This window comes from Alteromonas sp. H02, assembly GCF_059682525.1.
This window is the reverse complement of sequence record NZ_CM185021.1, coordinates 2,947,801-2,973,013: the sequence shown is the minus strand read 5'-3', so window position 1 is coordinate 2,973,013 and position 25,213 is coordinate 2,947,801. Positions and strand designations below refer to the sequence as shown.

Below are 25,213 nucleotides of genomic sequence, written 5' to 3'. Positions count from 1 at the left end.
CTGGCCTGCAGCCCGATTTTTCAGCTTCAACCTTGAGTTACTTTGGTTGCATGCGTAATGCACCGTCCAGACGAATGGTTTCGCCGTTAATATAGCTATTCTGGCAAATATGCTGGGCAAGGTGGGCAAATTCTTCCGGGCTACCAAGGCGGGCCGGAAAAGGCACGTTTGCACCCAGCGCGTCCTGCACCTGTTGCGGCATAGCTGTGAGTAGTGGTGTGCCCATCACGCCCGGCGCAATGCTGTTCACCCGAATTCCCAGGTTCGACAGATCCCTTGCCATTGGCAGTGTTAAGCCAATAATTGCTGCTTTACTTGCTGCGTAAGCGGTTTGGCCAATCTGGCCTTCGTAACCGGCGATGGACGCTGTGTTGATGATCACGCCGCGTTCGCCCGTGTCTGGGTGGGGAGCATTTTCTGCCATCTTCGCCGCGGCCAGCCGCGCCACGTTATAGGTGCCACTGAGGTTAATTGACAGAGTCTCATTAAAACGCGTCAGACTGGCGGGTTCGCCCTGTTTATTGAGTAAACGCTCCGCCGGGGCGATACCGGCACAATTTACGCAAAAATGAATTGCACCAAAGCGCTCCACGGCACTATCCAGCGCTTTACTGATGGCTTGTTCACTGGTGACATCGGCATTGATAAACAGCGTGTTGTCAGCACCTAACTCAGCTTGCTGTCTGGCGCCGGCTTCACTGTTGATATCGATAAGAACAACATTGGCGCCCATTGACACCAGCTGTTTGGCAACCGCCAGGCCCAGCCCTGAACACCCGCCGGTGATCACAGCTGTATGGTTGGCTATCTGCATTGCAACTCCGTTTATTGTTAGTAAAATGTTAAACTTATTTTACCTAACGTTTACGGAAAGGGAATGTGCAGGAAGTGATGGGATAACTTATTTTGGCAACTGAATTTTACACTCTTCGCTGGGGCGATACAGAATCAGCGTGTGGCCAATTACCTGTAGCTTCTCGCTGGCGGTTTCGCGAATAATAGCGTCCATAATTAGCGCCTTTTCTTCACGATCATCCGAAGGTACTTTTACCTTGATTAATTCGTGGTGGTTCAGCGCGTTGTCGATTTCGGCCAGTACACCTTCGGTTAAACCATTACCGCCAAGCTGAACAACGGGTTTTAACGGGTGGGCGAGGCCTTTAAGGAATTGCTTTTGTTTATTTGAAAGTTTCATTATTTAAGTTTTTCTTACAATTTAAGTGCAAAGTCTGTCTTGAAAAAGCGTATTCTAACGCCATCTCGACTACAATCCTAATGAGATCGTACGGTAAAGACAAAAAAGACGCAGCAAGTCAGGGCTAACCGTTGATTAATTGAACATTTCAATCAGTTATTGATCAACTAGCTTGACTGGCAAGGTGCAATTGGCGAAATACTTTTAGTCTTTGGATTGAACAGATTGATTGTTTACCCCGTAGAAAGGGTAGAACTGCACGGTGGCTAAAGATTACCGGGCGAGATTCATCAGAGAGTTGGGGTTACCATTAACAGCGGTGTTACGCGGTAAATGACTGGAACCTGCCAACAGATTTGCAGTCTTACAGCGTAACAGTGCAGGAAGTATTCAGGTGATTTTTTCAGCATCAATCAAAACATCGCCTGAACCATTAAATTACGCGCATCGGATCTGCCCGGAGCGCGTTACAGAGAAGCGTATTAGGTAGCAAGCGATTATAAAGTATAGTAGGCTTAGTTATCGCGTTTTTGAGACACTCACCGGTTGTTTTTAGTGGCGCAATATAGCGTCACATTGAGACCGGATGATTTTTACAGAGGTTAGTAGCATTGAGCGACATGGCAAAAAACTTAATCTTGTGGTTGGTGATCGCAGTAGTTTTAATGGCGGTTTTCCAAAGTTTTTCTCCCAGCGAATCTGGCCGGGCACAAACTGACTACACCACATTTCTTAAAGAAGTGAAGCAAGGCACAATTCGTGAAGTGCGGATAAGCAGCGACACAAACGAAATTCGTGGTGTGAAGCGCTCAGGCGAGACATTTAAAACGTTCATTCCGTATTTTGATGATCAGCTAATCTCTGATCTGGTCAAGCAGGACGTCCGCGTGTTGGGTGAGCCACCTGAGCAGCCGTCGATCCTGACGTCAATTTTCATTTCCTGGTTCCCAATGTTACTGCTTATCGCCGTGTGGATATTCTTCATGCGACAAATGCAGGGCGGCGGTGGCCGTGGTGCAATGTCATTTGGTAAGAGCAAAGCGCGCTTACTGAGTGAAGATCAAATTAAAACGACCTTTGCCGACGTTGCCGGTTGTGACGAAGCCAAGGAAGATGTATCCGAGTTAGTAGACTTCCTGCGCGACCCTTCCAAGTTCCAGAAACTGGGTGGTAAGATCCCGAAGGGCGTATTGATGGTAGGCCCTCCTGGTACCGGTAAAACCCTGCTGGCAAAAGCGATTGCCGGTGAAGCCAAAGTACCGTTCTTTACCATTTCCGGTTCTGACTTCGTCGAAATGTTTGTTGGTGTTGGTGCATCACGGGTGCGTGATATGTTTGAACAGGCCCGTAAAGCGGCGCCTTGTATTATCTTTATCGACGAAATCGATGCCGTTGGCCGTCAGCGTGGTGCTGGTTTAGGTGGTGGTCACGACGAGCGTGAGCAAACCCTTAACCAGATGCTGGTAGAAATGGACGGTTTTGAAGGTCACGAAGGTATCATTGTTATCGCTGCGACTAACCGTCCGGATGTGCTTGACCCGGCTCTGTTACGTCCTGGTCGCTTCGACCGTCAGGTGGTTGTTGGTCTGCCGGATATTCGTGGTCGTGAACAGATCCTTAAAGTACACGTTCGTAAAGTACCGGTTGCTGACGATGTTGAACCATCGGTAATCGCCCGTGGTACGCCTGGCTTTTCTGGTGCCGATTTGGCTAATCTGGTAAATGAAGCGGCGCTATTTGCTGCGCGAGCTAACCGTCGACTGGTATCGATGGAAGAGTTTGAGAAAGCCAAAGATAAAATAATGATGGGCTCTGAGCGTAAGTCTATGGTGATGTCTGAAGAAGAGAAAACCATGACGGCTTACCACGAGGCTGGCCACGCCATCGTGGGGCGTTTAGTGCCAGAGCACGATCCGGTTTACAAAGTATCTATCATTCCACGCGGTCGCGCACTAGGTGTGACTATGTATCTGCCGGAACAGGATAGGGTAAGCCACAGCAAACAACACCTGGAGAGTATGATTTCCAGCTTGTTTGGCGGCCGTCTTGCTGAGCAAATCATTTATGGCAACGACAAGGTGACTACCGGGGCCTCGAACGATATCGAGCGAGCTACCGATATTGCCCGGAAGATGGTGACTCAATGGGGACTGTCAGACAAGATGGGACCAATGCTATACGCCGAAGACGAAGGTGAGGTGTTCCTGGGTAAATCTATGTCAAAGGCATCAAACATGTCTGATGACACTGCCCGTGCCATTGATGCGGAGATCAAGTCTGTGATCGATCGTAACTACGACCGTGCCCAGCAAATCCTGGAAGAAAACATCGACATTCTGCACACAATGAAAGATGCACTGATGAAGTACGAAACCATTGATGCCAAACAGATTGATGACCTGATGGCGCGTCGCGATGTGCGACCACCAGCCGGTTGGGATGACCGTCCGTCAAGTGGCGATAAGCCAAGTGGTGGTGCACCCAGCAAAGAAGGCGAGATTACTGATGATGGTGTTGATAAGCCGTCTGTTGGTAAACCGGGTGACCTGCCGGGCTAAGCCTCGGACAATTAATTAAAAGCGCCGGTAATCCCGGCGCTTTTTTGTATTTACAGTAAGCTATTATCCGTTATGCAAATCAGATCGATAACCTTATCTACTTCTCAGCCCCAGGTGATGGGGATTTTAAACGTTACACCCGATTCCTTTTCGGATGGTGGTCAGCACAATACCCTGCAAGCTGCGCTTGAGCAGGCCCGGGCGATGGAAGAGGCCGGCGCGACGATAATTGATATTGGCGGAGAGTCCACCCGCCCGGGGGCCCCGGATGTCAGCCTTGATGAGGAGCTCGAACGGGTAGTACCTGTAGTGGAGGCCCTTCGGACCCAATCTGATATTGTTATATCCATTGATACCAGTAAAGCGCCGGTAATGCGCGAAGCGCTGGCCGCCGGTGGCGATCTGATCAATGATGTTCGGGCGTTACAGGAGCCCGGCTGTCGTGAGGTAGTGGCTGAATATGGCGTACCGGTGTGCCTGATGCATATGCAGGGGCAGCCCAGAACTATGCAGGCCAGTCCACATTATGCGGATTTGTTTACTGACATCGAAACCTTTTTCACCCAGCAAATTGCAGCTTGCGAAGCGGCTGGTATTAGTCGGGATAAAATCCTGCTTGACCCGGGGTTTGGCTTCGGTAAGACTCTTGAACACAACTATCAGTTATTAAATGAACTTGAGCGATTTCACCAGTTTAATATGCCGTTACTGGTGGGCATGTCGCGCAAATCCATGATAGGGAATTTAACCGGTCAGCCGGTGGATAAAAGGCTGGCAGGAAGTTTAGCAGTGGCAACCATTGCGGCGCTGAAAGGCGCACAAATAATAAGAGTACACGACGTCGAGGAAACTGCCGATGTTGTGAAAGTCGCCAGCTATATGAATACATTATAATTAGGAAATACGTTATGGGCGCGAGAAAATATTTTGGTACTGATGGTATCCGCGGCAAAGTGGGTGAAAGTGCCATTAACCCGGAATTTGTCATTAAACTGGGTTGGGCGGCAGGCAAGGTGCTGGCCGGCCATGGTACTAATAAGGTACTGATAGGTAAGGACACCAGAATCTCCGGTTATATGCTGGAATCAGCCCTTGAAGCAGGCCTGTCGGCGGCCGGTATCAATAGTGGTTTACTGGGGCCAATGCCAACCCCGGCCATTGCCTACCTGACTAAAACGTTTCGCTCTGAAGCAGGCATTGTGATCAGTGCCTCGCACAATCCTTATTATGATAACGGTATTAAGTTTTTCTCTTCTGACGGCTTTAAGCTCGATGATGACATTGAAATAGCCATTGAAGAGATGATGGATAAACCAATGACCTGTGTCGCATCGAATAAACTGGGTAAAGCCACCCGGATTAATGATGCAGCAGGCCGTTATATCGAATACTGCAAAGGTACCTTTCCGTCTGAGTTATCCCTGCAGGCGCTCAAAGTCGTGGTAGATTGTGCTCATGGCGCTACGTATCACATTGCGCCGAATGTACTGGCTGAGCTTGGTGCCGAGGTTATTGAACTGGGTACTAAACCCAATGGCCTGAATATTAACGAAGGCGTTGGCGCCACCAGTATGCGCTCAACGGTTGAGGCCGTGCTGGAACACAAAGCCGATTTAGGCTTTGCCCTGGATGGCGATGGTGATCGTATCATGATGGTGGATCATCTGGGCAATGTCATTGATGGCGACCAGGTGTTATTCATTATTGCTCGCGACGCGTTAAAAGGCGGCCGTCTCAATGGCGGTGGTGTAGTAGGAACCCTGATGAGTAACCTTGGCCTTGAGATAGCGCTGAATAAGCTGGGCGTGCCTTTTGAACGTTCTAAAGTCGGTGACCGCTATGTAATGGAATTGCTGCAGCAGAAAAACTGGACCATCGGCGGTGAAAACTCAGGGCACGTGCTTAACCTCAACCTGGCGTCTACCGGCGACGGGATTATTGCCGGCCTGCAGGTTATTTCTGCCATGCTGCGCGCCAATATGACATTGCACGATTTAGCCAGTGGTTTTGAAAAATTCCCACAAACGCTGGTCAACGTCCGGTTTGAAAACGCCGATAGCGATCCGTTAAACAGCGATGAGGTACTAACGGCGAAAGCAGAAGCCGAAAGTGCACTGGGTAAACAGGGCCGCGTGTTGTTACGCAAGAGTGGTACTGAACCGTTAATTCGGGTTATGGTTGAGTCAGATGATGAACTGGCTTCTACGACCTGGGCGGAGAAAATCGCCGATGCTGTTCGTAATGTGTCCAGTTAGTCTGTTTTAGCTCAATATTTTGCGGTTTTTTACTTGTATAATCGTAAGGGAATAGTTAATATCACGCCCGCTTTGACGCCGGGATGAAGTCAAACACAGTTGGAAGACGATACATGAGAAAGCCAATCGTAGCTGGAAACTGGAAGATGAACGGCAGCCGTTCATTGGTTAAAGAATTTTCTACACTAATGGATGGTGTTGATAGCGCAGCGGTAGAGGTAATAATATGCCCGCCAGCGTGTTATCTTAGTGAGTTTGCCGGCGCTGACTTCGCCCTTGGCGGACAAACGGTAAGTGAGCTTGATAACGGCGCACATACCGGTGATATCTCAGCTCAAATGCTGATTGAGTTTGGTTGTAAGTATGTCATTGTCGGTCACTCAGAACGTCGTGATGACCATGGCGAGACGAGCAAACTGGTTGCTGAGAAAGCCTTAAAGGCAATCAACAGTGGCCTGACACCGATTATTTGTATCGGTGAATCGCTGCAAACCCGCGAAGTGGGTGAGTTGGAAAGCTTTTTAGCTGCTCAGCTTGATGCATTAACAAGCCTGATGTCAGCAGAGCAATTAAGCAAAGCGGTGATTGCCTATGAGCCTATCTGGGCCATCGGTACCGGTGTAACAGCCACACCTGAACAGGCTCAGGACGTTCATGCGTTTATACGCGGGCATTTAGCCAGCTTCAGTGAGGATCTGGCATCAGGGATGCAAATCCTTTATGGTGGCAGCGTTAAAGCATCGAATGCGAAAGAATTATTTGCTCAGCCGGATATTGACGGTGGTCTGATTGGCGGAGCAAGCCTGAAAGTAGAAGAATTTAGACAAGTTTGCCAGGCGGCAGGCTAACGAGGATAGAAAATGATTTATCAAGTGCTTTTGGTTGCATACCTGATTGTAGCACTGCTGTTAATTGGCTTTGTGCTGATTCAACAGGGTAAAGGTGCCGATATGGGCGCTTCTTTTGGTGCCGGCGGTTCTAATACCGTGTTCGGCTCAAGCGGTTCAGGTAACTTTATGACTCGTGCCACAGGTATTCTGGCAACGGCATTTTTTGTCATCAGCCTGTTACTGGGTAATATTACTGCTCGTCAGGAAAAAGCGCCTGATGAGTGGGAAAACCTGGAAGTTCCGGCAACTCAGCAGGCTGCGCCGGCTGATACCGATGTTCCAGCGGTACCGGTTGAAGATAACACCGGTGATACGCCTAACTAAGGGCATATAGAAACGATTTTGCGGAAGTGGTGGAATTGGTAGACACGCCATCTTGAGGGGGTGGTGGCTTCGGCCGTGCGGGTTCAAGTCCCGCTTTCCGCACCAAATAAAAAACCACCCAGAAGGGTGGTTTTTTTATGCCTGAAACATTGTCAGGGTAGGGTGAAACTAATGAATATCTATCTTATGGCCTTGATTGCTGTGTTAATGCCACCACTGGCGGTTTACCTGTCCGCTGGAATAACCCGTCGGTTCTGGGTAAATGTGCTACTTACCATGCTCGGTTTTGTACCGGGGGCGGTACATGCGCTCTATACAGTAATTACTAGACATCGGAGCCGTTAACTTCCCGCGGGATTAGGCCGAGTCACTATGGGCCCGCCACACGAATTGTGTAAGGGTGAGCGAAAGGCTGATTAAAATAAGTAGCAAAAGCAGGCCTGCCACCATCAGGCCATAGCTGTTCTTCTGCAGTGGTGAGAGCAGCAAAAACAGCTGCGTGACCACTGGTACACCTAGCATCAGATAAATCGCCAGCTTCAGCATTTTCATCATCCGTATCCTGTTAGGCCAGTTCGCTCATTTCGTCACGATAAGCCTCACCGAGCGCTTTTTTCTGCTTCTCATTGAGGATGCGGCCGGCAATCTGGAAAAATTCCTGTTCTTCATCGTCAAGGTGATGCTCAACCTGCTCCTTAAGTTGTTTAAGAAAACGTAACCAGGCGGGAGAGCTAAACTCCGTGCCATCGAGCTTTTCCACTAATTTATCAATCTCGTGGTGCTCTGCGATACCATGACGAGACAGTTCAACTGCGTTGTCATCATCCATAAGCGGTACGTAAAAGTGACGTTCTTCGGCTGTTGCGTGACGCTCCAGTTCGTCCTTCAGCTCATCGAAATATTCACGACGAGCGGCAGTGTCGCCATGTGTTTCTACTAAGATCTTTAGTAATAAACGTTGCTTTTCATGATCCTGACGTAATGCTTCAAAAATGTTCATAAGGTGCTCCTGACTAGTTGTTCAGATGGTAACCATAACGTGTTATGTGTGACTAATTGAGTCTTCCAGCGGGTTACCGTTTGTTACTCTCTGACTAGTATTTTGCAATACCTGTTTGCAATACCTGTGCCCGAAGCTATATGTTTGATTTAAAATGGGTATTTCTGTTTTGGTGGGAGTTAAAGGGAAGGCCAAGGGTAATAGTTACCCTTGGTAATGTAATCCGGAAACGTTAGTCACTCACCTCATAGCTTTCATCAAAGCGTTTGCTGTCGGCCAGAATATTGAGATTTCTGGCCTGACATTTAACGGTGATTTCGCTTGTAGTGTAGGTTTCACCATCAATTACGTAAGTTTGCTCCTCAGGCAGTTTTATACTGACCTGCTTAGCCCGTTTGTGATGAATGATTTGTGATGATTTCTTTGATTGCTCGTTGCCAAACACCAGTTCGGCCACGGTAAATAACGGCATGTCATCTTCTGTAGGGGTGAGCCAGGTGATATCCAGTTCACCATCTGTCATATCCGGCAGGTCGCCCCCCTGAGCGAGTGCAGTGCTAAGTGGCGCCGCATTCGCGATAACAAATGAAGGGGTATCGAGCTCAAAGCTTTCATCATCAAGGGTCACCTGAAGCTTTTGCGGGTTGCTGGTGTTCATTGCTTTCCACAGGCCCTCAAGATAAGCCATCTGACCACCGTTATTCTTTTCCTCTCGGTCGGCATGTTCAATCATCTGAGACTCAAAGCCAATGGCAGACACTAAAAGCATTAGTCTGCCATTACATTCTGCCGTATCCACCGGCGTATATTGCTGCTCACAAATCACTTCACAGGCACGTGTGATGGGCGCGAGCTTGCTACGCAGGCCATATACAATCTGACTTAGTGCATTGGCAGTGCCCAGAGGAATAATGCCCAGCACCTTCTGGTGTTCGCGGGTTACTGTGGCAACTTCTGTAACTGTACCATCGCCACCACAGGCGATTAATATTTCGTTACCAGCCTTTATTGACTGATGTGCCTGCCAGGTGGCATCGAGCTCAGGTGTGGTCTCATATATGGTGACCCGGAACTGACTGTTTAAATGGGAAAGGATTTCTTCCTTGTACGTTTTCCATTTGCCGCCGCCTGCTACCGGGTTGGCAATGAGAGCCAGCTGCGCATTTAATTTTAAACGGCCACGTTGTTTCACCGCTGAAAGACTCTTAAGCTGGTGCTTATTAAGTCTGGCAGTAGCTCGTACTGACTGAATCTTATTCATCACATCAACCACTGACAGCGCATCGTTGCGGGCCAGCAGGTAGGCAGCCATTACCAGCACCGAGCGACCGCGCCCTAAAGCACAATGAACCAGTATTTTGCGACCATCGCGAATGTGTTGATCAATCCAGTTTAGTGCCAGGTGAAGCTGCTCATTGGTAGGACTGGCATGGTCGAGTACCGGAATATTCAGATAATCCACATCATAGCGGTAACTGGTCCAGTCGAGGCCGTCGAATTCTGCCGTTACATCCAGAATACAGTCGATCCCCTGGTTGCTGAGTTTTTCAATGTCGCTACCGACCAGTCGTGTACCCAGATACAGTTGTTCTTCGATTTTCTGAATATTGGGTACCTTATCGGTTTTGCGTTCATAATAGTTATAGAAACGGGCACCCAGCAGAAAAGGAATAAACAGCCAGCGTACGTAAACCGGGATCCGCCCGTCTTCGCGTTTTCTGAATAATTCGGGGTAATTAGTCAGATAAGCTACACACACGGCAAACAGCGATGCCGCAGTCCACAGAATGACCACATTTATCCACCAGTAGGGCACATAGGCCGCAATGACACAAAGTAAAATGCCAGCCAACAGATAATACTTAACCATCTTCATTGGTTATTCTCTCCCTCAGTGAACCCACAATCGTTAGCGCCGTATCAGTTACAGCAATCAGTTAAAACGTTAGTTTCGGTAATACTGGTAATACAAGTATTGTGCCGTGCGGTTTATTTTAGTGGGGTGAAGGATTGTTTAAGTTAATCAATTTTATCGGTTTTCAGGCTAGTTGGTGGCTGCTTATCCTGTACCAGAATCAATACTGGTGGGTGGTTGCTGCGCTGTTGATTGCCCATATTGTGCTGGTTGGGGAGTCACTCACAGAATTCGCCGTAGTGCTGGTTGCAGCAATCGCAGGCGTCATTACCGACAGTTTGCTGGCGATGTTTGGTGTGTACATTTTTTCTGGTTCCGGGCAATTCTTACCGATCCCTTTCTGGCTTATTTTACTATGGTTCGCCTTTGCCTCTACGCTGAGGCACAGTCTGGCATATCTCAGCACACACTACTGGTTAGCTGCCGGACTTGGTGCGGTCGGTGGTACGCTTAGCTATGTGGCGGGTATGAAGTTACAGGCAGTTACTTTCGGCTTAGCTTTTTATCCTACCGTATTTTTACTTGCCGCCATCTGGGCATGCCTTATGCCTGTGATCTTTTTGCTAAGCCAACGCGTTGAAGCCGTAGCACAACGTGTTAATGGCAGTGACACATTCCAAACCACAAAGGAGAAGTTATGACACCCTTGTCGATGGTAACGGGAGGTAACCGTGGGATCGGTTTTGCAATAGCAAAAGGCTTGCTGAAGCTGGGTCACAAGGTATTACTGGTAGCCCGTGACGAAGAAGAAGCAGAGCAGGCCTGTGCAGACCTCAATGGCGATGTGCATCCAATCGTGATGGACATTACTGCACAGGGGGCAATGGAAGACGTTCTCACACGAGCAGTGGCGGTGTTCGGTGATATCGATATATTGATTAATAACGCGGGTGTGATGCACAGTGACAATCTCGCGGAGCTAAGTGCAGACGACCTGCAGTCATCGTTTGATGTACATGTAAAAGGTCCGGCGATGCTGACAAAAGCCGTGTTGCCCGCCATGCTGGAAAACAACTATGGGCGTATTATTAATGTGTCGAGTGGATATGGCAGCTTTGCAGAGAAACTTGGCGGACCACCAGCTTACGCGGTCACGAAAGCGGCGCTGAATGCGCTGACAGTGAAAACGGCGGCGTCAGTGCCAGCCGGTAAAAATGTCAAAGTAAATGCTATGTGCCCGGGCTGGGTTCACAGCCGAATGGGCGGCCCCAGTGCACCACTAACGCCGGAAGAGGGCGCTGACACGGCTATCTGGCTGGCCAGTCTCGATGAAGACAGTCCTAACGGGATGTTCTTCCGCAAGCGCAAACCTATCAGCTGGTAGTCTGTGCAACCGCCGGTGTGAATATTTTTCACACTGGCGGGCAGATCTGGGCGAACCTTCATCTATCTGCTTATCTATTTCTTGTTATTTATCAATATATATTATTGAAATTTAAAGGCTATTTTTCCCTTTTCTAAATTGGCGTCGACTTTGCAGGATTAGTTGTAATAACTGATGCAAAGCGACAGGCGATAAATCATCAGCCGGCTTCGAAAGGAGATTAGTCAGTGAGTGAGTCTTTAGCGGTGTCTGCCGGTGCAGGCAAACAGGAAAAGGTGGGTATAACTCAGGATCATTATCAACCAGCGGTAGTTTCTGTTGGCATTGTATTGTATGAGTGGAACGAGGCTGTCCGCCAGCGTGTGCAGCGCCTTGGTACTCATTTTGGTAACAGTGGCATCAAGTTACAGTTACTCACCCATTCAGATCTCGTCAGGCATGACGACAAAGCCAAACACCTGCAGGGCGTTATATTTCAATTGCCGCCTGATGGAGACAGCCCGCTGGCGAGGCGTTTTGAGTTAATTTTTCGTCACTGCCAACAGTCTTTGCTGGTAGATTGCGGTGTAGCCGCAGCATTTACCTTAGTTGAGGATAATAACTGTTCAAATATTGAACTGGCGATGCAGGTGAGTTTTGCATCCCACGGCGCTCAATGTCATTGGTTAGGGCTCGATTACTCCGCGGCAGATTCTGTAGCGTTTCAATCCTGGTGTGAAGGCATAGCAATGTCAGTGCGTCAGTCTGTCAATAAAACTGCAACGCTTGCGGCTTAGATGAAAACGAACTCTAATATTTAGACCCGTAATAAAAATGTCACGAATTGAACAAAGATGGTTATTCAATTCATTTTAGTAGGTTTTTAATGTTAAGCAGGTATAACTTCCAAGATCGAAATAAAAAGCGATACTAATCAGTTTATTATAGTTCATCCTTGGTAACTTGATTTAACCGGGAATAGTAGGGGTGAAAGACGTTTATACGGTTTGTAGATGGCTGTTTTAATGGATTTTACGCTTCCCCCTCGCAGTCTTCGCCCTTGTAATAAATGTTTATCTGCGTATAATTAGACCTCTAATTAATATTGATGATCAGTTAACGACAAAAATACAAAGGCAATATTTTTCTATGGCGTTTGAAAGTTACATCTCACTAGCGATCTACTTTGCAGTTATGCTGGGCATTGGATTGTTCGCATATAAGCAATCAACCAGTGACATTTCCGGCTACATACTTGGCGGTCGCCAGGTTAGCCCACACGTAACTGCATTATCCGCTGGTGCCTCTGATATGAGCGGATGGATGCTGATGGGGTTACCCGGTGCGATGTTTTTAACTGGTTTTGATGCCATGTATATCGCCATTGGCCTGGTGGCCGGTGCGTTGGCTAACTACTTTCTGGTAGCGCCAAAACTGCGCGTGTATACCGAAGTAGCCGATGACTCGCTGACCATACCTGAGTTTTTTGCCAAACGTTTCGGTCAGTCTAATGCCAGTGTGAGAATGGTATCAGCCGGCATTATTGTAATGTTCTTTACATTATATACGTCAGCCGGTTTAGTGGCTGGCGGTAAGCTTTTTGAAAGTGCGTTTGGTATGGGTTACCAGACAGGTCTGATTATTACGCTGGCGGTCGTGGTGTCTTATACATTGTTGGGTGGTTTCCTGGCGGTAAGCATGACGGACTTTGTGCAGGGCTGCATCATGTTTGTGGCGCTGGTGCTGGTACCGATTGTTGCGTTTACCGAGTTTGACAGTCTGGCGCAAATGAACAGCGCGGCGCTGGAATCAGTTCCGTCGTTAAGTGAATCATGGCAGGAACTTACATTGCTTGGTCTGGTATCCAGCCTGGCATGGGGCTTAGGGTATTTCGGACAGCCGCACATTATTGTGCGTTTCATGGCCATTCGCTCAGTGAAAGCCATTGCAACGGCTCGTAACATTGGTATGTCGTGGATGCTGGTAACGATTATTGGCGCATTGGGTACTGGTTTTGTCGGGATTGCTTATGCAAACCAGTTTGGCTTGCAGGTAGCAGATGCAGAGACTATTTTTATTATATTCTCTGAGATCCTCTTTCATCCGTTGATCAGTGGGTTTCTGATGGCTGCAATTCTGGCTGCCATTATGAGTACTATCTCATCGCAGCTGCTGGTGTCGGCCAGCTCGCTAACGGAAGACATTTACCGTGTAGTGAGTAAAAAAGAAGCGACCCAGGAGCAAACCGTGGCTATAGGGCGCTATGGTGTAGCGGGCGTAGCACTCGCTGCGTTACTGCTGGCATGGGATTCATCGAACAGCATTTTGTCGCTGGTCAGTAACGCCTGGGCAGGTTTTGGTGCAGCGTTTGGTCCGCTGGTGCTGTTTTGTTTATACAAGAAAAATTTAACTCATAAAGCCGCGCTGGCAGGCATTTTGAGCGGTGCTGTAACGGTACTGTTCTGGATCTATGCGCCTGTCCTCGAAGGCGGTGCAACACTTAGCAGTGTGGTATATGAGATTGTCCCCGGCTTTATCATTAGTTCACTGACTATCTGGGGCGTGATTATCTTCAGTGAAGAGCCGCACGAGGAAGTGCAGGCGAAATTTACCGAAACAAATAAAGTTTTAGCAGAATTATCTTAAGGTGATAGGAAATATGAATCGTTCAAATTGGAAACGCATTGTAGTTAAGGTTGGGAGTGCATTGATTGCCCCTAACCGTCAGGGATGTAGTAGTCATTATCTTCTGAGTATTGCGCAATTTATAGTTCGTTGCCGGATGCAGGGCATTCAGGTAGTGCTGGTGTCCTCAGGCTCGGTAGCAGCGGGCGCGCACATATTCCCGGAAGAAACAAAAAAGAACATAGCTATCAAAAAAGCGATGGCCGCAGCGGGTCAGACCGAAATGATGGCAACCTGGGATAAACTGTTCGACTTCCCGTCGGCCCAAGTGTTACTGACTCACGCCGACTTACGCGACCGTGAGCGCTATGTAAGTATCCGAGAAACACTGGATAGCTTGCTTGACCACGGTGTATTGCCTATCGTTAATGAGAACGACACGGTAACTACCGACAAGCTTAAAGTAGGTGATAACGATAACCTGTCAGCCATGGTCGCGGCAGCTGCCGATGCGGATGCCCTGATTATCTGTTCTGACGTGGACGGACTGTACGACAAAAACCCCCACAAGCATGACGATGCGAAATTGTTATCGTGGGTAGACAATATTGATGAGAGTATCTATGCCATGGCGGGCGGCGCCGCCGAGGATGGTGTTGGTACCGGTGGCATGCGCACTAAGGTGGAAGCAGCTGAAAAAGCGGTTTCCCACGGTATTGATACCTTTATCATTAACGGCTTCACCGAGCTGTCATTTAATCTGATGCTCGAAGGACAAAACCCTGGCACGCACTTCCAGGCGCATGAAAAGCCGATGAAAGAAAACGTGCACTGGATGACCCATACCTCGAACGCGCAGGGTGAGGTCGTGATTAAAGAAGCATTTAGCGATGATTTGGATGAAGGTGTCGAGTCACTTACCAGTAGCGAGATCCTTGATGTAAAAGGCGAGTTTTCAGTCGGTGATACCATTCTGGTGCGCCGTGAAGATGGCGTAAAACTGGCCAAAGCTAAATCAAATTACAGTAGCTGTTTGTTAAACTTCATTGCTAATGAAGGTAATCAGAAGTTTGCATCGGAATTCGAAGAGAAAACCGGCCCGATTATTTCAGAACAGCACATTGCAGTATTGGAGAACAAATGAGTTTAATTACACAAATTGCCAACGACACAGCTAACGCTGCGAAAACGTTAGCGATTTTAGATGAAGCAACAAAAAACAAAGTACTGGCTGCCATGGCTGCAGCCATTCGTGATAACCAGGACGAGATTGTTAAGGTCAACACGAAAGAAGTTGCCGAGGGTAAAGAAGCGGGTCTGGATGATGCCATGTTAGACCGCCTGACTCTGACGCCCGCGCGTATCGAAGATATGGCCGCAGGCATCGAAACCATTATTGAGCTGGCCGATCCGGTAGGGCAGGAGCGTTCGATTATGGAACGTCCTAACGGCCTGCAAATTAACAAAATGCGTGTGCCCCTTGGTGTGGTTTGTATGATTTACGAAGCACGTCCTAACGTAACCGCTGATGCCGGTGCATTGTGTTTTAAATCGGGTAACGGTGTCATTCTGCGTGGCGGTAAAGAAGCCCTGCAAACCAGTATGGCGATTGCCGGCTTATTGCAGCAGGTACTGCGTGAGCACGATTTACCTGAAGCGTTAATCAGCGTGATCCCCGACCCGGACCGCGCTCTGATGCAGGAGCTGATGGAGCAGGTTGATACTATCGACGTGATTATTCCACGTGGTGGTGAAGGCCTTATCCGCTATGTAACAGATAACAGTAAGGTGCCGGTAATTCAGCACTTTAAGGGTGTATGCCACTTATACGTCGACAAAGACGCAGACCTGGACATGGGTCTGGAGCTTCTGATCAATGGTAAAACCCAGCGTACCGGTGTGTGTAACGCACTGGAAGGATTGGTCGTGCATCAGGCGGTTGCCGGTGATTTCCTGCCACGGGTCAGTAAGATGTGTGAGGAAAAAGGCGTTACGGTGCATGCCAATGAAGCGGCAGCAAAATATTTCGACAATGCTGATGTGATTGGTGATGACGAGTTCGGCGAGGAGTACCTTGGCCTTGAAATTGCTATCCGGGTCGTTAAAGACTACGACGAAGCACTGTCGCACATTCACAAATTTGGTAGCCACCATACCGAAGTGATTTGTTCTCAGAACATGGATACCGCGAAGCACTTCCAGCGTGCCGTGGATGCCTCAGCGGTAATGATTAATGCGTCGTCACGCTTTAATGATGGTAGCCAGCTTGGCCTTGGCGCAGAGATCGGCATCGCCACCACAAAACTGCATGCCTATGGACCTATGGGACTGGAGTCGCTGACCACTGAAAAATACGTAGTCACCGGCACCGGACAAATCCGCGAATAATAGCGACGGATAACCGATGGTCGGCGTGGTAAGATTGAGTTTTTTACTATAACCTGCCACGCTTTGCTACGAATATGTAAAGTCCACCTATAAGGTGGGCTTTTTTGTTGGAGGAACTTGAGTTCATGGCGATGCCTGACGTAATCGACCAAGCCTGGCGCGTTTTTCTGGATTATACCCAGTCGTATAAATTACTAACCTCACTGTTACTTATAATGGTGTTTCTTGGTTGCAAGCGCATCATTATCAGGTTGCTCAGACGACAAAGTAAAAAAAGCGGCGATGACCGCCGTCACTCCATTAATATTATCGACCAGTTAGGCAATGCCATCCTGCTGGTGTTGCTGCTTATGCTCTGGTCAACCGAAGTGCAGAGTCTGGCACTGTCCATTGCGGCATTTATGGTGGCTATCGTTTTTGCCACCCGCGAGATGATCCAGTGCTTTATGGGCTTTATCTATTACATGACAACGCGTCCGTTCAGGGTCGGTGACTGGGTACAGTTAGGCGATAATGTGGGCGAAGTGGTAGAAATGGACTGGGCTAAAACCACGCTGCTGGAAGTGGATGCCGAACACTATGGCTATACCGGTAAGCACGTGTATGTGCCGAATAATCAATTGATGATTCAAGTAGTTAAGAACCTCAACTTCCTGCGCCGCTATCGATTGCATGAATTTTCGTTAACGCTGGAGCCGCTGGTCAATCCTTATGTGCTATTGGATGATTTCAGAGCGAAAGCCATTGAACATTGCAGTCACTTCCGTGATGTAGCCGACCGCTATAAAAGTTGGATTGAACGTAACCTGGATGCTGAGTTCATTAGCATTGATCCGGTTATCGACATTGAAACCAATAATTTTGCCAAGTTTGTAGTGAAGGTAGGGCTGTTTTGTCCTTCTGACGAGTCGCTGTTACTGGAAGAGAAAATTCGCGCAGACTGGTTGTCTTTATGGTTTGATACCATTAAAGCAGAACAGAAAAAGGGCGGCTTGCCACCAGTAAGTTCAGATCAGGCTTAGATTACAACCAGGCGCGACGCTGGCTGAAATGGTGGCTTAAAAAGTCCATCTGATCGGCCAGAATACGCCGGTTCATCAGGTAAAAGCGTTCATACAAATTGGGCGCGAAGGGCACAGCCAGTAATGGCATATTCGCCTCTTCCGGTGTTCTGGCACCTTTTTGATGGTTACAGCGGGCGCAGGCAGTGGCGACATTTTGCCAGTTGTTTTTACCGCCTCTTGAGCGTGGGATAATATGATCCCGGGTGAGCTGGCCGGAACGAAACTGATTGCCGCAATATAAACACAGGTAGTTGTCGCGACGGAATAAATAGTGGTTACTCAAGGCAATTTTGCCGTTTTGTACTACTTTACCATCGCAGGCGATAATCGAACTGATACGCAGCTGGCTTTGCTGGCCTTCACGGTTCCAGCCGCCGAGCAGGGTACGGTGCTGATTACCCAGTTCAAACAGTACTTTATTCTGGGCGTAGTAACGAGCGGCCTGATAAATGTCGAGCCAGTCTTGTGGCGCACCTGCTTTATTGAGACGTAATATTAACATGTCCGGCCCTCAATCCTTTAGAGGTCTTGTCGACCTGGCAAACAGTACTGTTACGAATCAGTATGACAGATTGATGAAAAGACGCCACAGGGTGGGTTAAAAATGCGCAAATTGCCCGTAAGACTTAATTTTTTGGCTTATCGGTGATTAGTTATTGGTAAACGCACCTTGACGCCGCTATACTAACGGCCGCGTTTAATAGCGAAGAATTTTAAAGAAAGATTTAAAGGACAAATAGTGACTCCTATTACAAAAACATTCCAGTATGGACAGCATACTGTAACTTTAGAAACGGGTGTGATTGCCCGTCAGGCAACCGCTGCAGTATTAGCCAGCATGGACGATACTTCTGTACTGGTTACCGTAGTTGGTAAAAAAGAAGCCAAAGCCGATCAGGACTTTTTCCCTCTGACCGTTAACTATCAGGAAAAAACTTACGCTGCGGGTAAAATCCCCGGTGGTTTTTTCAAGCGTGAAGGTCGTCCTTCTGAAGGGGAAACCCTGACTGCGCGTCTGATTGACCGTCCAATTCGTCCATTATTCCCGGAAGGGTTTAAGAACGAAGTACAGGTTGTTATCACCGTGGTTTCTGCAAACCCGGAAATACCCACTGATGTGATCTCAATGATTGGTACTTCAGCGGCTCTGGCCATTTCTGGTATTCCGTTTAATGGTCCGATTGGTGCGGCACGTGTTGGCTACACTGATGGTGAATATATTCTTAACACCCGCACCAGTGAGCAGGAAGCAAGCCAACTTGATTTAGTGGTTGCCGGTACTGAAGGTGCGGTACTGATGGTTGAATCAGAAGCCAGCATTCTGTCTGAAGAAGTGATGCTTGGTGCGGTAATGTTCGGTCACGAGCAATTACAAACTGTTGTTTCTGCGGTTAATGAGTTTGCAGCTGAAGTGAACACGCCGAAGTGGGACTGGGTTGCTCCGCAGGAAAACACCAGTCTGAAAGACAAAATTAAAGCCCTTGCCCTTGAAGGCATGACTGCTGCTTATCAGATTTCTGACAAGCTCGAGCGTAAAGACGCAGTGACAGCGGTTACCGAAAAAGCAGCGGCTGAGATTCTGGCTGCTGACGAAGAGCAAGACTCTAAAGAAGTGCTTGATCTGCTGCACGAACTGGAAAGTGACGTAGTACGTTCACGTATCCTGGCAGGTGAACCACGTATCGATGGCCGTGATCCTACTATGGTACGCGCCCTTAACGTGTCTACCGGCGTACTGCCGCGTACCCACGGTTCTGCAGTATTCACCCGTGGTGAAACACAGGCACTGGTTGTGGCTACCCTTGGTACCGAGCGTGATGCGCAGATGATTGATGAACTGGCTGGCCGTCGCGACAGCAAGTTTATGCTGCATTATAACTTCCCTCCGTACTGTGTAGGTGAAACTGGTATGATCGGCTCGCCTAAGCGTCGTGAAATTGGTCACGGTCGACTGGCTAAGCGCGGTATTCAGGCGGTTATGCCTTCTGATGAAGAATTCCCGTATGTAGTACGTGTGGTATCAGAAATCACTGAATCAAACGGTTCATCTTCAATGGCTTCTGTATGTGGTACTTCACTGGCGTTAATGGATGCTGGTGTACCAATTAAGGCCTCTGTTGCTGGTATCGCTATGGGTCTGGTGAAGAGCGACGACAACTTCGTAGTTCTGTCTGACATCTTGGGTGATGAAGATCACTTAGGTGACATGGACTTTAAAGTTGCCGGTACTACCGAAGGTGTTACGGCGCTGCAGATGGATATCAAGATTGAAGGTATCACTAAAGAAATCATGCAGATTGCCCTTAAACAGGCAAAAGAAGCCCGTTTACACATTCTTGGCGTAATGGACTCTGCCCTGGGCGGCCACCGTGAAGAAATGAGCGAGTTTGCACCGCGCATTTACACGCTGAAGATTGATCAGGACAAGATCCGTGACGTTATCGGTAAAGGCGGCGCAATGATTCGTTCGATCACCGAAGAGTCTGACACCAACATCGAAATCGAAGATGACGGTACAGTGAAGATCTTCGCAACCGAGCGTGCCAAAGCGGAAATCGCCATTGCTAAGATTGAACAGGTGACTGCTGAAATCGAAGTAGGTAAGACCTACAACGGTAAAGTAACCCGTATCGTTGACTTTGGTGCTTTCGTTGAAGTACTGCCGGGTAAAGAAGGTCTGGTTCACATTTCACAAATTGCTCACGAGCGTGTGAACAAAGTGACTGACTACCTGTCTGAAGGTCAGATGGTTGACGTAAAAGTAATGGAAATCGACCGTCAGAACCGTGTACGTTTAAGCATTAAAGAGTTGTTAGAAAAGCCAGCTAAGCCTGAGTCTTCTGACGACGCTTAATCTCAAAGCGAAATTCGTAGGTATAAAGGGGCTATAAGCCCCTTTTTTCATGGTGTGCCGGGCATGGCGCGTGGTGTTTCGACACCGTTTAACTCACTGTGGTGGTGAGTTGATGACTTGGAGGTGAAAGTCCTCTGCACACCCGGCAAGGGGAAGTGCTAGCCGAACGGCAAGGGTGTTCATCGTGAGGTGAAATCTGAAGGAAGCCGAAGGCAAAATGCTGGCCTGACGAACAGGAAGCGGTTTAGGCGTTGTTGTAGGGTGAGGTGGCCATTATCGCTAAAGCCCGGTACTTGCACGGAATGCAGCAACGTAGAGCCGACAGGCATAAGCAGGAAGGTCGCGCGAATTACCCCGGGAGGTCTGATATTTTGCTAAAGAGCTACCCGCATCGTGAGGTGTAGGGATGGGATATCAGAAGTCAGCAGACGCCGTAGTAGTGCTAGTAAACCAATAGCACGAAGGGCTGAACCTGTCACGAGCGGCAAGTCACGCGTGCTCTCGCGTTATCGGAACACAAGGCAATGAAGAATCATTGCTCCGGGACAAATATACAAGAAGGGTCGGAAACCTGGGCGGTGTTTGCGGAGTTCTAAACGGTAAAGCGGCGACACGATGCACGAAACAGACTCAGGTATTGGCTATGGTCAATACAGACAGGAACCGCCGTGGTACGGAACCGTATGCCCGGTGGTGTGAGAGGACGGCGGGAGTAATCCCGCCTCCTACTCGATCATGAACAGGCCTTAAGGAAAAGTAACATGGATAAATCCGTACAAACTGAAATCGAAGCAGCCGTATTCCGCCGTTTAATCACTCACCTGGATGAACATAAAGACGTGCAGAATATCGAACTGATGATTCTGGCTGACTTTTGTCGCAACTGTCTGGCTAAATGGTATAGCAAAGCTGCCGAAGAACGTGGCGAAGAAGTGGACTATGATGAAGCCCGACGCGTGGTTTATAAAATGCCTTACAGCGAGTGGAAGGAAAAACACCAGCTGCCCGCTACCGACGAGCAACTGGCTGCATTTAATGCCAAACAGGCAGCCAAAAAGGCTTAATCCCGGTTTTGCTCCTCCGGCAAACTATAGGTGTGGGGGAGCAGTTCACTGACTGTTGTTTTAGTGCATTCGCCACTAGCGGTGAGCATAAATACCGGTGTATCTGCACTGGCAAACTCGGCGATTTTCTGGCGGCAGCCACCGCAGGGATAGCAGTAATCATCATTGGGGCTGGCAACCAGAATTTGTTTAATCTGCGTGGCGCCAGCGGTAATCATAGTGCCAATCGCCGAGGCTTCGGCGCATTGCCCCTGTGGGAAAGCGGCGTTTTCAACGTTGCAGCCGTAATATACATTGCCGTCCTCGGCGACGATTGCCGCGCCAACCCGGAACTTAGAGTAGGGGGCGTAGGCGTTTTTCTGGGCCTTTAGTGCGGCATCTTTTAACTGTTGTAACAATTTACTGCTTCCTTAACTGTCGTTATTTTTGTCTACTATCCGGTGAGAACTGATATAGTCTCATTCATCAATACGTGTTAGCGTCTGACTTCTGTTATAGTTGTGTCAAACGCGGCGAATAGGAAAGAATTATATTTACCATGCTTAGTCGATTGAGTCTTATCTTTTTTGTTTTAGTGGTTACCGGTTGCGCACAAACTGCACCAAAACAACAGCAAACCGAAATGGGGAACCTGTTAGTGCCGGAACCTGCTCCCCTGAGTATTCGTTCGCAGGTGGCTATCGCCCGATTCGGCCAGATCCTCTCCAACGCCGAGCTAACTGACGAAGATAAAGCCCAGTTACATTTCCAGCGTGGTATGTTATACGACAGCGTGGGCCTGGGTGGCCTGGCGCAATTCGATTATAACCGGGCAATTAACTTTAAACCGGATATGGCTGAAGCGTACAACTCACTTGGTGTCCACATGGTACAGCAGGAAGAGTTTAGCCGTGCCTATGAAGCCTTTGATTCAACTCTTGATATCGATCCGGGCTATGATTTCGCCTTTTTAAACCGCGGCATTGCGTTATATTACGGCGGCCGCGCTGACTTAGCCGTGTCTGATTTAGCGACCTTTGCTAACAAAGCGCCGGATGATCCATTCCGGGTGTTATGGGCCTATTTTGCAGAGTCAGAGTACGCTCCGCAAACGGCCCGGCAACAACTCACTCAGCGCCGGGAAAACCTGCCTGACAGTCATTGGGCTACCGGTCTGGTAGATTTGTTTTTAGGCCAGCAAACCGAAAAACAATTGCTCGACTCGCTGCTAAATGGCATTACCAGCGAGAAAGAGCTGACCGACAGGTTGTGTGAAGCTTATTTTTATCTGGGTAAGTATCACGAAGAAAACAACCAGCCTGGCGTGGCCTCCAATTACTTTAAGTTTGCCCTCAGCACCAATGTGTATGAGTACGTTGAACACCGTTATGCCCGCTTGGAGCTGCAACGCTTAAGGCAAAACACGGTTACCGACTAAGTCATGATGTTCTTCAGAGCAACCTGTCTGGCGGTGTTTACTTCATTAACCATCGCCGCAGACAGTGGACATATGCCCTCCCAATTGCTCAATAACGCCGAGCAGGCCGACAAGCCTGCACCATTGTTATGGGTTGCTGTGCAGCAAAATAGTCTGGTGGCTAAGCAACGCCTGATGGCGTTTGCAGAGGCTAACCGCAACCAGTACTGGCTGGAAATGCTGATTAAGTCCGGTTATTCACCCGCGGCACTGACACTTTCCCGGTTAGAGGATAATCCGAGGATCACCCAGCGGCTGGTGCGTCTGGCGGCGCGCGGCGGGGTGGCCGAAGCACAATACGAATATGCCCTCACGCGGGATGATTTTGCTCACCGTGAAACCTGGTTAAAAGCGGCTGCTGAGCAGGATTATTTTGTGGCGCAAACTGCCCTTGCTGACTGGTATTTGCTCCACGAACAACAAAGTGAAGCCGAGCCATGGTTACAAAAAACCGCCAGCCGGGACAGCCAGAGCGCATTTCAGCTGGCCTATATCCGCTGGCAGCAGGGCCGCGAAGACGAAGGTTACGAACTGTTTAAACAGGCGGCTGAACAGCAACATGAGCAGGCTGAGAGTGTGTTAGCCGTACTGCAACAATATCAGCCTGAGTCACTCGCTGACCTGTCGACTGAGCCGGCTAGTGGTAATTCAGCGCAATGCCGGCAGCAAATTCAGCCTTTCGCTACCGGACTGGCCGAGATGGTGCAGGCGAATCGTATTTATCAGCAGTTCTTAGCAGACAAACGGCTAAAATCCTTACCCTTATGCGTGAGCAAACCCATCTGGCTGGCCCGCGAGTCATTAAATTGTGATGCTAACTGGCAAGGTCAGGGTCGCCTCGGGTGTAATATTGAAGCGCTTGAACCGGTTGTCAGGCAGCGCGGCTTTACCCATGCGGTGGTGCTGGCCAAATCAGGCAAGGCGAATGTTAATAATGGCGTGATGTATCTCGATGTTGGCGATACCTACAGCGTATTTGTTCACGAGCTGGCGCATTTTGTCGGGTTTGTCGACGAATATCCGTTAACCCGCAGTTTTGCCAAAGAGTACTGTGCGCGGCAATCGGCGCCTAATCTGGTGTTTTTGGGCGCACTGACTTATGCGCCGCTGAGTAACATCGAATACTGGCAGTCTATCGAATTCCCGGTCACCCTTTATCCGTCGCGTACCTGTAATAACATCGGCGTAGCGAGCTTTAAACCCAGCGCTCGGATCACCTTTATGGAAAATCACGACGCTAAATATATCCCGCCTATCTACCTTTCGATCTGGAGCTCGTTACTGAACAACCCCAAGGCACAGCGTCCAATCGCCATGAACCTGTTTCAGCATTTTGAACAAGCAGGCAATACTCAGAAAGCGTCCTACTGGCTGGAAGTATTCCGCCAGCAGCGGACCGGTTTAACAACCGACCCGGCGGCAGACGCTATGGTAGAAAACATCAGCGCCGACTGAGAACATCTGAGCGGTACTCGTTGACCCACATGGCAGTAGCGCCGCAAATGGCCACCGGCATCACCAGAAAATTCACAATCGGTATCATCGCCATCACGTTTACAGCAATACCAAACGAGTAGCTGAGGCCCTTACGATCGCCCAGACGTTGGCGCATTTCGCCAAAAGGCACTTTGTGGTTATCAAACGGATAGTCGCAATACTGGATGGCCATCATCCAGGCACCGAATAAAAACCACAATACCTGGCCAATTACCGGGAGAAAGAAAAATAACAGTAAAAAACCGATGGCGCGGGGCAGGTAATACACCAGTTTGGTGATCTCCCGTCCCAGCGTACGGGGAATATCTTTAATGATGGCCATTACCCCGTCATCACCGAGTGACTGTCCTGTAAGGTGACGTTCCACTTTTTCAGCCAGCAGGCCGTTAAAAGGGGCAGCTATCCAGTTGGCCAGGGTACCAAACATCAGCGCAAAGCTGAGTAAAATACTGATCACTGCCAGTGGCCAGAGTAAAAAGGTAATAGAGGTCTTGAGCCAGCCCAGCCAGTCAGGAATAAACCCGATGAGATAATCCACACCGGCCTGAATTTCGCCGAGCAGAAAATAAAATGCCGCTGAAAATAACACCAGATTGATCATCAAAGGAATAAACACAAAGCGCTTTAAGCCTTTTGTGGTAATTAAATCAAACCCTTGCCCGAAATAACCGATACCGCTGCGTTGTGCCATTAAAACTCCTGCTGTCTGGTGAAAAGAACATGCCATTATCTGCAGAGGGGGTGATAAAAAATAGCATATTTTCAAACACCCACAGTATAAAACCGTGGGATCCCACTGTGAATTCATAATTGTTACAGTTCATG

Annotated in this window: 25 protein-coding genes and 1 tRNA gene; 18 read left to right on the top strand and 8 right to left on the bottom strand. The window is 48.7% G+C overall.

Features of this window, described 5'->3' with window-relative positions; translation table 11 throughout:
- Nucleotides 1-37: 37 nt before the first annotated feature.
- Together AC566Q_RS13745 and yhbY are read right to left on the bottom strand one after the other, a co-directional pair.
- Complete coding sequence (locus AC566Q_RS13745) at nt 38-814, bottom strand: SDR family NAD(P)-dependent oxidoreductase (RefSeq protein ID WP_499607103.1); 777 nt, start codon at nt 812-814, stop codon at nt 38-40.
- 87 nt (nt 815-901) lie between these two features.
- Nucleotides 902-1,195 carry a ribosome assembly RNA-binding protein YhbY gene (gene yhbY / locus AC566Q_RS13740; protein WP_105936815.1) on the bottom strand — a complete coding sequence of 98 codons (294 nt, stop codon included), beginning with the start codon at nt 1,193-1,195 and terminating at the stop codon, nt 902-904.
- A gap of 611 nt (nt 1,196-1,806) precedes the next feature.
- On the opposite strand from yhbY, the gene ftsH reads away from it, so the two are divergent.
- From ftsH to AC566Q_RS13705, 7 genes are all read left to right on the top strand, one after another.
- Complete coding sequence (ftsH, locus tag AC566Q_RS13735) at nt 1,807-3,753, top strand: ATP-dependent zinc metalloprotease FtsH (RefSeq protein WP_499607101.1); 1,947 nt, start codon at nt 1,807-1,809, stop codon at nt 3,751-3,753.
- Between the two features lie 72 nt (nt 3,754-3,825).
- Nucleotides 3,826-4,647: a dihydropteroate synthase gene (folP, locus tag AC566Q_RS13730; RefSeq protein ID WP_499607098.1), complete on the top strand. Its 822-nt coding sequence runs from the start codon at nt 3,826-3,828 to the stop codon at nt 4,645-4,647.
- 14 nt (nt 4,648-4,661) lie between these two features.
- Entirely contained in the window at nt 4,662-6,008 is a 1,347-nt protein-coding gene (gene glmM / locus AC566Q_RS13725; protein ID WP_105936818.1) for a phosphoglucosamine mutase, read from the top strand.
- A gap of 113 nt (nt 6,009-6,121) precedes the next feature.
- The gene (gene tpiA, locus AC566Q_RS13720; RefSeq protein WP_240622065.1) at nt 6,122-6,856 is read left to right on the top strand and encodes a triose-phosphate isomerase; all 735 of its coding nucleotides are present in this window, start codon (nt 6,122-6,124) and stop codon (nt 6,854-6,856) included.
- A gap of 12 nt (nt 6,857-6,868) precedes the next feature.
- On the top strand, nt 6,869-7,222 hold the full coding sequence (gene secG / locus AC566Q_RS13715; protein WP_105936820.1) for a preprotein translocase subunit SecG: 354 nt from the start codon (nt 6,869-6,871) through the stop codon (nt 7,220-7,222).
- Between the two features lie 20 nt (nt 7,223-7,242).
- Nucleotides 7,243-7,327 (top strand) — tRNA-Leu (locus AC566Q_RS13710).
- A gap of 66 nt (nt 7,328-7,393) precedes the next feature.
- Nucleotides 7,394-7,567, top strand: a complete 174-nt coding sequence (locus AC566Q_RS13705; RefSeq protein ID WP_105936821.1) for a YqaE/Pmp3 family membrane protein — start codon at nt 7,394-7,396, stop codon at nt 7,565-7,567.
- Between the two features lie 12 nt (nt 7,568-7,579).
- On the opposite strand, the gene AC566Q_RS13700 is transcribed toward AC566Q_RS13705, so the two are convergent.
- From AC566Q_RS13700 to AC566Q_RS13690, 3 genes are all read right to left on the bottom strand, one after another.
- Nucleotides 7,580-7,777 carry a hypothetical protein gene (locus tag AC566Q_RS13700; protein WP_499607094.1) on the bottom strand — a complete coding sequence of 66 codons (198 nt, stop codon included), beginning with the start codon at nt 7,775-7,777 and terminating at the stop codon, nt 7,580-7,582.
- Between the two features lie 10 nt (nt 7,778-7,787).
- Nucleotides 7,788-8,222, bottom strand: coding sequence for a hemerythrin domain-containing protein (locus AC566Q_RS13695; protein ID WP_499607092.1), 435 nt, complete (start codon nt 8,220-8,222; stop codon nt 7,788-7,790).
- Between the two features lie 232 nt (nt 8,223-8,454).
- Nucleotides 8,455-10,098: a diacylglycerol kinase family protein gene (locus AC566Q_RS13690; protein ID WP_499607089.1), complete on the bottom strand. Its 1,644-nt coding sequence runs from the start codon at nt 10,096-10,098 to the stop codon at nt 8,455-8,457.
- A gap of 134 nt (nt 10,099-10,232) precedes the next feature.
- On the opposite strand from AC566Q_RS13690, the gene AC566Q_RS13685 reads away from it, so the two are divergent.
- The 7 genes from AC566Q_RS13685 to AC566Q_RS13655 all read left to right on the top strand — a co-directional run bounded on the left by AC566Q_RS13685 (nt 10,233) and on the right by AC566Q_RS13655 (nt 17,475).
- Nucleotides 10,233-10,778, top strand: coding sequence for a DUF2878 domain-containing protein (locus tag AC566Q_RS13685; RefSeq protein ID WP_499607086.1), 546 nt, complete (start codon nt 10,233-10,235; stop codon nt 10,776-10,778).
- A complete protein-coding gene (locus tag AC566Q_RS13680) occupies nt 10,775-11,461 on the top strand; it encodes an SDR family NAD(P)-dependent oxidoreductase (RefSeq protein WP_499607083.1) in 687 nt (228 codons plus the stop codon). Before AC566Q_RS13685 ends, AC566Q_RS13680 begins: the two co-directional genes overlap by 4 nt.
- Nucleotides 11,462-11,688: 227 nt before the next feature.
- A complete protein-coding gene (locus tag AC566Q_RS13675) occupies nt 11,689-12,237 on the top strand; it encodes a hypothetical protein (protein WP_499607080.1) in 549 nt (182 codons plus the stop codon).
- Between the two features lie 352 nt (nt 12,238-12,589).
- The gene (putP, locus tag AC566Q_RS13670; protein WP_499607077.1) at nt 12,590-14,086 is read left to right on the top strand and encodes a sodium/proline symporter PutP; all 1,497 of its coding nucleotides are present in this window, start codon (nt 12,590-12,592) and stop codon (nt 14,084-14,086) included.
- 13 nt (nt 14,087-14,099) lie between these two features.
- The gene (gene proB, locus AC566Q_RS13665; protein WP_499607074.1) at nt 14,100-15,209 is read left to right on the top strand and encodes a glutamate 5-kinase; all 1,110 of its coding nucleotides are present in this window, start codon (nt 14,100-14,102) and stop codon (nt 15,207-15,209) included.
- Entirely contained in the window at nt 15,206-16,453 is a 1,248-nt protein-coding gene (locus tag AC566Q_RS13660) for a glutamate-5-semialdehyde dehydrogenase (RefSeq protein WP_499607071.1), read from the top strand. Before proB ends, AC566Q_RS13660 begins: the two co-directional genes overlap by 4 nt.
- Before the next feature lie 125 nt (nt 16,454-16,578).
- Entirely contained in the window at nt 16,579-17,475 is an 897-nt protein-coding gene (locus AC566Q_RS13655; RefSeq protein ID WP_499607068.1) for a mechanosensitive ion channel family protein, read from the top strand.
- A gap of 1 nt (nt 17,476) precedes the next feature.
- On the opposite strand, the gene AC566Q_RS13650 is transcribed toward AC566Q_RS13655, so the two are convergent.
- Nucleotides 17,477-18,019: an HNH endonuclease gene (locus AC566Q_RS13650; RefSeq protein WP_105936831.1), complete on the bottom strand. Its 543-nt coding sequence runs from the start codon at nt 18,017-18,019 to the stop codon at nt 17,477-17,479.
- A 237-nt stretch (nt 18,020-18,256) separates the two neighbouring features.
- On the opposite strand from AC566Q_RS13650, the gene pnp reads away from it, so the two are divergent.
- Nucleotides 18,257-20,371: a polyribonucleotide nucleotidyltransferase gene (gene pnp / locus AC566Q_RS13645; protein ID WP_499607065.1), complete on the top strand. Its 2,115-nt coding sequence runs from the start codon at nt 18,257-18,259 to the stop codon at nt 20,369-20,371.
- 761 nt (nt 20,372-21,132) lie between these two features.
- Nucleotides 21,133-21,435, top strand: a complete 303-nt coding sequence (locus tag AC566Q_RS13640; RefSeq protein ID WP_105936833.1) for a DUF1244 domain-containing protein — start codon at nt 21,133-21,135, stop codon at nt 21,433-21,435.
- Here the strand turns inward: AC566Q_RS13640 and cdd are convergent.
- The gene (gene cdd / locus AC566Q_RS13635) at nt 21,432-21,833 is read right to left on the bottom strand and encodes a cytidine deaminase (RefSeq protein WP_499607063.1); all 402 of its coding nucleotides are present in this window, start codon (nt 21,831-21,833) and stop codon (nt 21,432-21,434) included. The two genes, AC566Q_RS13640 and cdd, sit on opposite strands and share 4 nt — an antisense overlap.
- A 140-nt stretch (nt 21,834-21,973) precedes the next feature.
- Here cdd and nlpI point away from each other — a divergent pair, with 140 nt between their 5' ends.
- Together nlpI and AC566Q_RS13625 are read left to right on the top strand one after the other, a co-directional pair.
- Nucleotides 21,974-22,852 carry a lipoprotein NlpI gene (gene nlpI / locus AC566Q_RS13630; RefSeq protein ID WP_105936835.1) on the top strand — a complete coding sequence of 293 codons (879 nt, stop codon included), beginning with the start codon at nt 21,974-21,976 and terminating at the stop codon, nt 22,850-22,852.
- A gap of 3 nt (nt 22,853-22,855) precedes the next feature.
- Nucleotides 22,856-24,346 carry a tetratricopeptide repeat protein gene (locus AC566Q_RS13625; protein WP_499607060.1) on the top strand — a complete coding sequence of 497 codons (1,491 nt, stop codon included), beginning with the start codon at nt 22,856-22,858 and terminating at the stop codon, nt 24,344-24,346.
- Here the strand turns inward: AC566Q_RS13625 and cysZ are convergent.
- The gene (cysZ, locus tag AC566Q_RS13620) at nt 24,333-25,079 is read right to left on the bottom strand and encodes a sulfate transporter CysZ (protein ID WP_499607057.1); all 747 of its coding nucleotides are present in this window, start codon (nt 25,077-25,079) and stop codon (nt 24,333-24,335) included. The two genes, AC566Q_RS13625 and cysZ, sit on opposite strands and share 14 nt — an antisense overlap.
- Nucleotides 25,080-25,213: the final 134 nt, after the last annotated feature.

What these genes read in the sequence shown, in the direction of transcription:
- AC566Q_RS13700 (WP_499607094.1), bottom strand. Translation starts at nt 7,777, where the DNA reads ATGATGAAAATGCTGAAGCTGGCGATTTATCTGATGCTAGGTGTACCA.
- AC566Q_RS13650 (WP_105936831.1), bottom strand. Translation starts at nt 18,019, where the DNA reads ATGTTAATATTACGTCTCAATAAAGCAGGTGCGCCACAAGACTGGCTC.
- putP (WP_499607077.1), top strand. Translation starts at nt 12,590, where the DNA reads ATGGCGTTTGAAAGTTACATCTCACTAGCGATCTACTTTGCAGTTATG.
- AC566Q_RS13660 (WP_499607071.1), top strand. Translation starts at nt 15,206, where the DNA reads ATGAGTTTAATTACACAAATTGCCAACGACACAGCTAACGCTGCGAAA.
- glmM (WP_105936818.1), top strand. Translation starts at nt 4,662, where the DNA reads ATGGGCGCGAGAAAATATTTTGGTACTGATGGTATCCGCGGCAAAGTG.
- AC566Q_RS13625 (WP_499607060.1), top strand. Translation starts at nt 22,856, where the DNA reads ATGATGTTCTTCAGAGCAACCTGTCTGGCGGTGTTTACTTCATTAACC.
- proB (WP_499607074.1), top strand. Translation starts at nt 14,100, where the DNA reads ATGAATCGTTCAAATTGGAAACGCATTGTAGTTAAGGTTGGGAGTGCA.
- AC566Q_RS13690 (WP_499607089.1), bottom strand. Translation starts at nt 10,098, where the DNA reads ATGAAGATGGTTAAGTATTATCTGTTGGCTGGCATTTTACTTTGTGTC.
- yhbY (WP_105936815.1), bottom strand. Translation starts at nt 1,195, where the DNA reads ATGAAACTTTCAAATAAACAAAAGCAATTCCTTAAAGGCCTCGCCCAC.
- folP (WP_499607098.1), top strand. Translation starts at nt 3,826, where the DNA reads ATGCAAATCAGATCGATAACCTTATCTACTTCTCAGCCCCAGGTGATG.
- AC566Q_RS13695 (WP_499607092.1), bottom strand. Translation starts at nt 8,222, where the DNA reads ATGAACATTTTTGAAGCATTACGTCAGGATCATGAAAAGCAACGTTTA.
- tpiA (WP_240622065.1), top strand. Translation starts at nt 6,122, where the DNA reads ATGAGAAAGCCAATCGTAGCTGGAAACTGGAAGATGAACGGCAGCCGT.
- nlpI (WP_105936835.1), top strand. Translation starts at nt 21,974, where the DNA reads ATGCTTAGTCGATTGAGTCTTATCTTTTTTGTTTTAGTGGTTACCGGT.
- AC566Q_RS13745 (WP_499607103.1), bottom strand. Translation starts at nt 814, where the DNA reads ATGCAGATAGCCAACCATACAGCTGTGATCACCGGCGGGTGTTCAGGG.
- AC566Q_RS13655 (WP_499607068.1), top strand. Translation starts at nt 16,579, where the DNA reads ATGGCGATGCCTGACGTAATCGACCAAGCCTGGCGCGTTTTTCTGGAT.
- AC566Q_RS13640 (WP_105936833.1), top strand. Translation starts at nt 21,133, where the DNA reads ATGGATAAATCCGTACAAACTGAAATCGAAGCAGCCGTATTCCGCCGT.
- secG (WP_105936820.1), top strand. Translation starts at nt 6,869, where the DNA reads ATGATTTATCAAGTGCTTTTGGTTGCATACCTGATTGTAGCACTGCTG.
- AC566Q_RS13705 (WP_105936821.1), top strand. Translation starts at nt 7,394, where the DNA reads ATGAATATCTATCTTATGGCCTTGATTGCTGTGTTAATGCCACCACTG.
- AC566Q_RS13680 (WP_499607083.1), top strand. Translation starts at nt 10,775, where the DNA reads ATGACACCCTTGTCGATGGTAACGGGAGGTAACCGTGGGATCGGTTTT.
- cysZ (WP_499607057.1), bottom strand. Translation starts at nt 25,079, where the DNA reads ATGGCACAACGCAGCGGTATCGGTTATTTCGGGCAAGGGTTTGATTTA.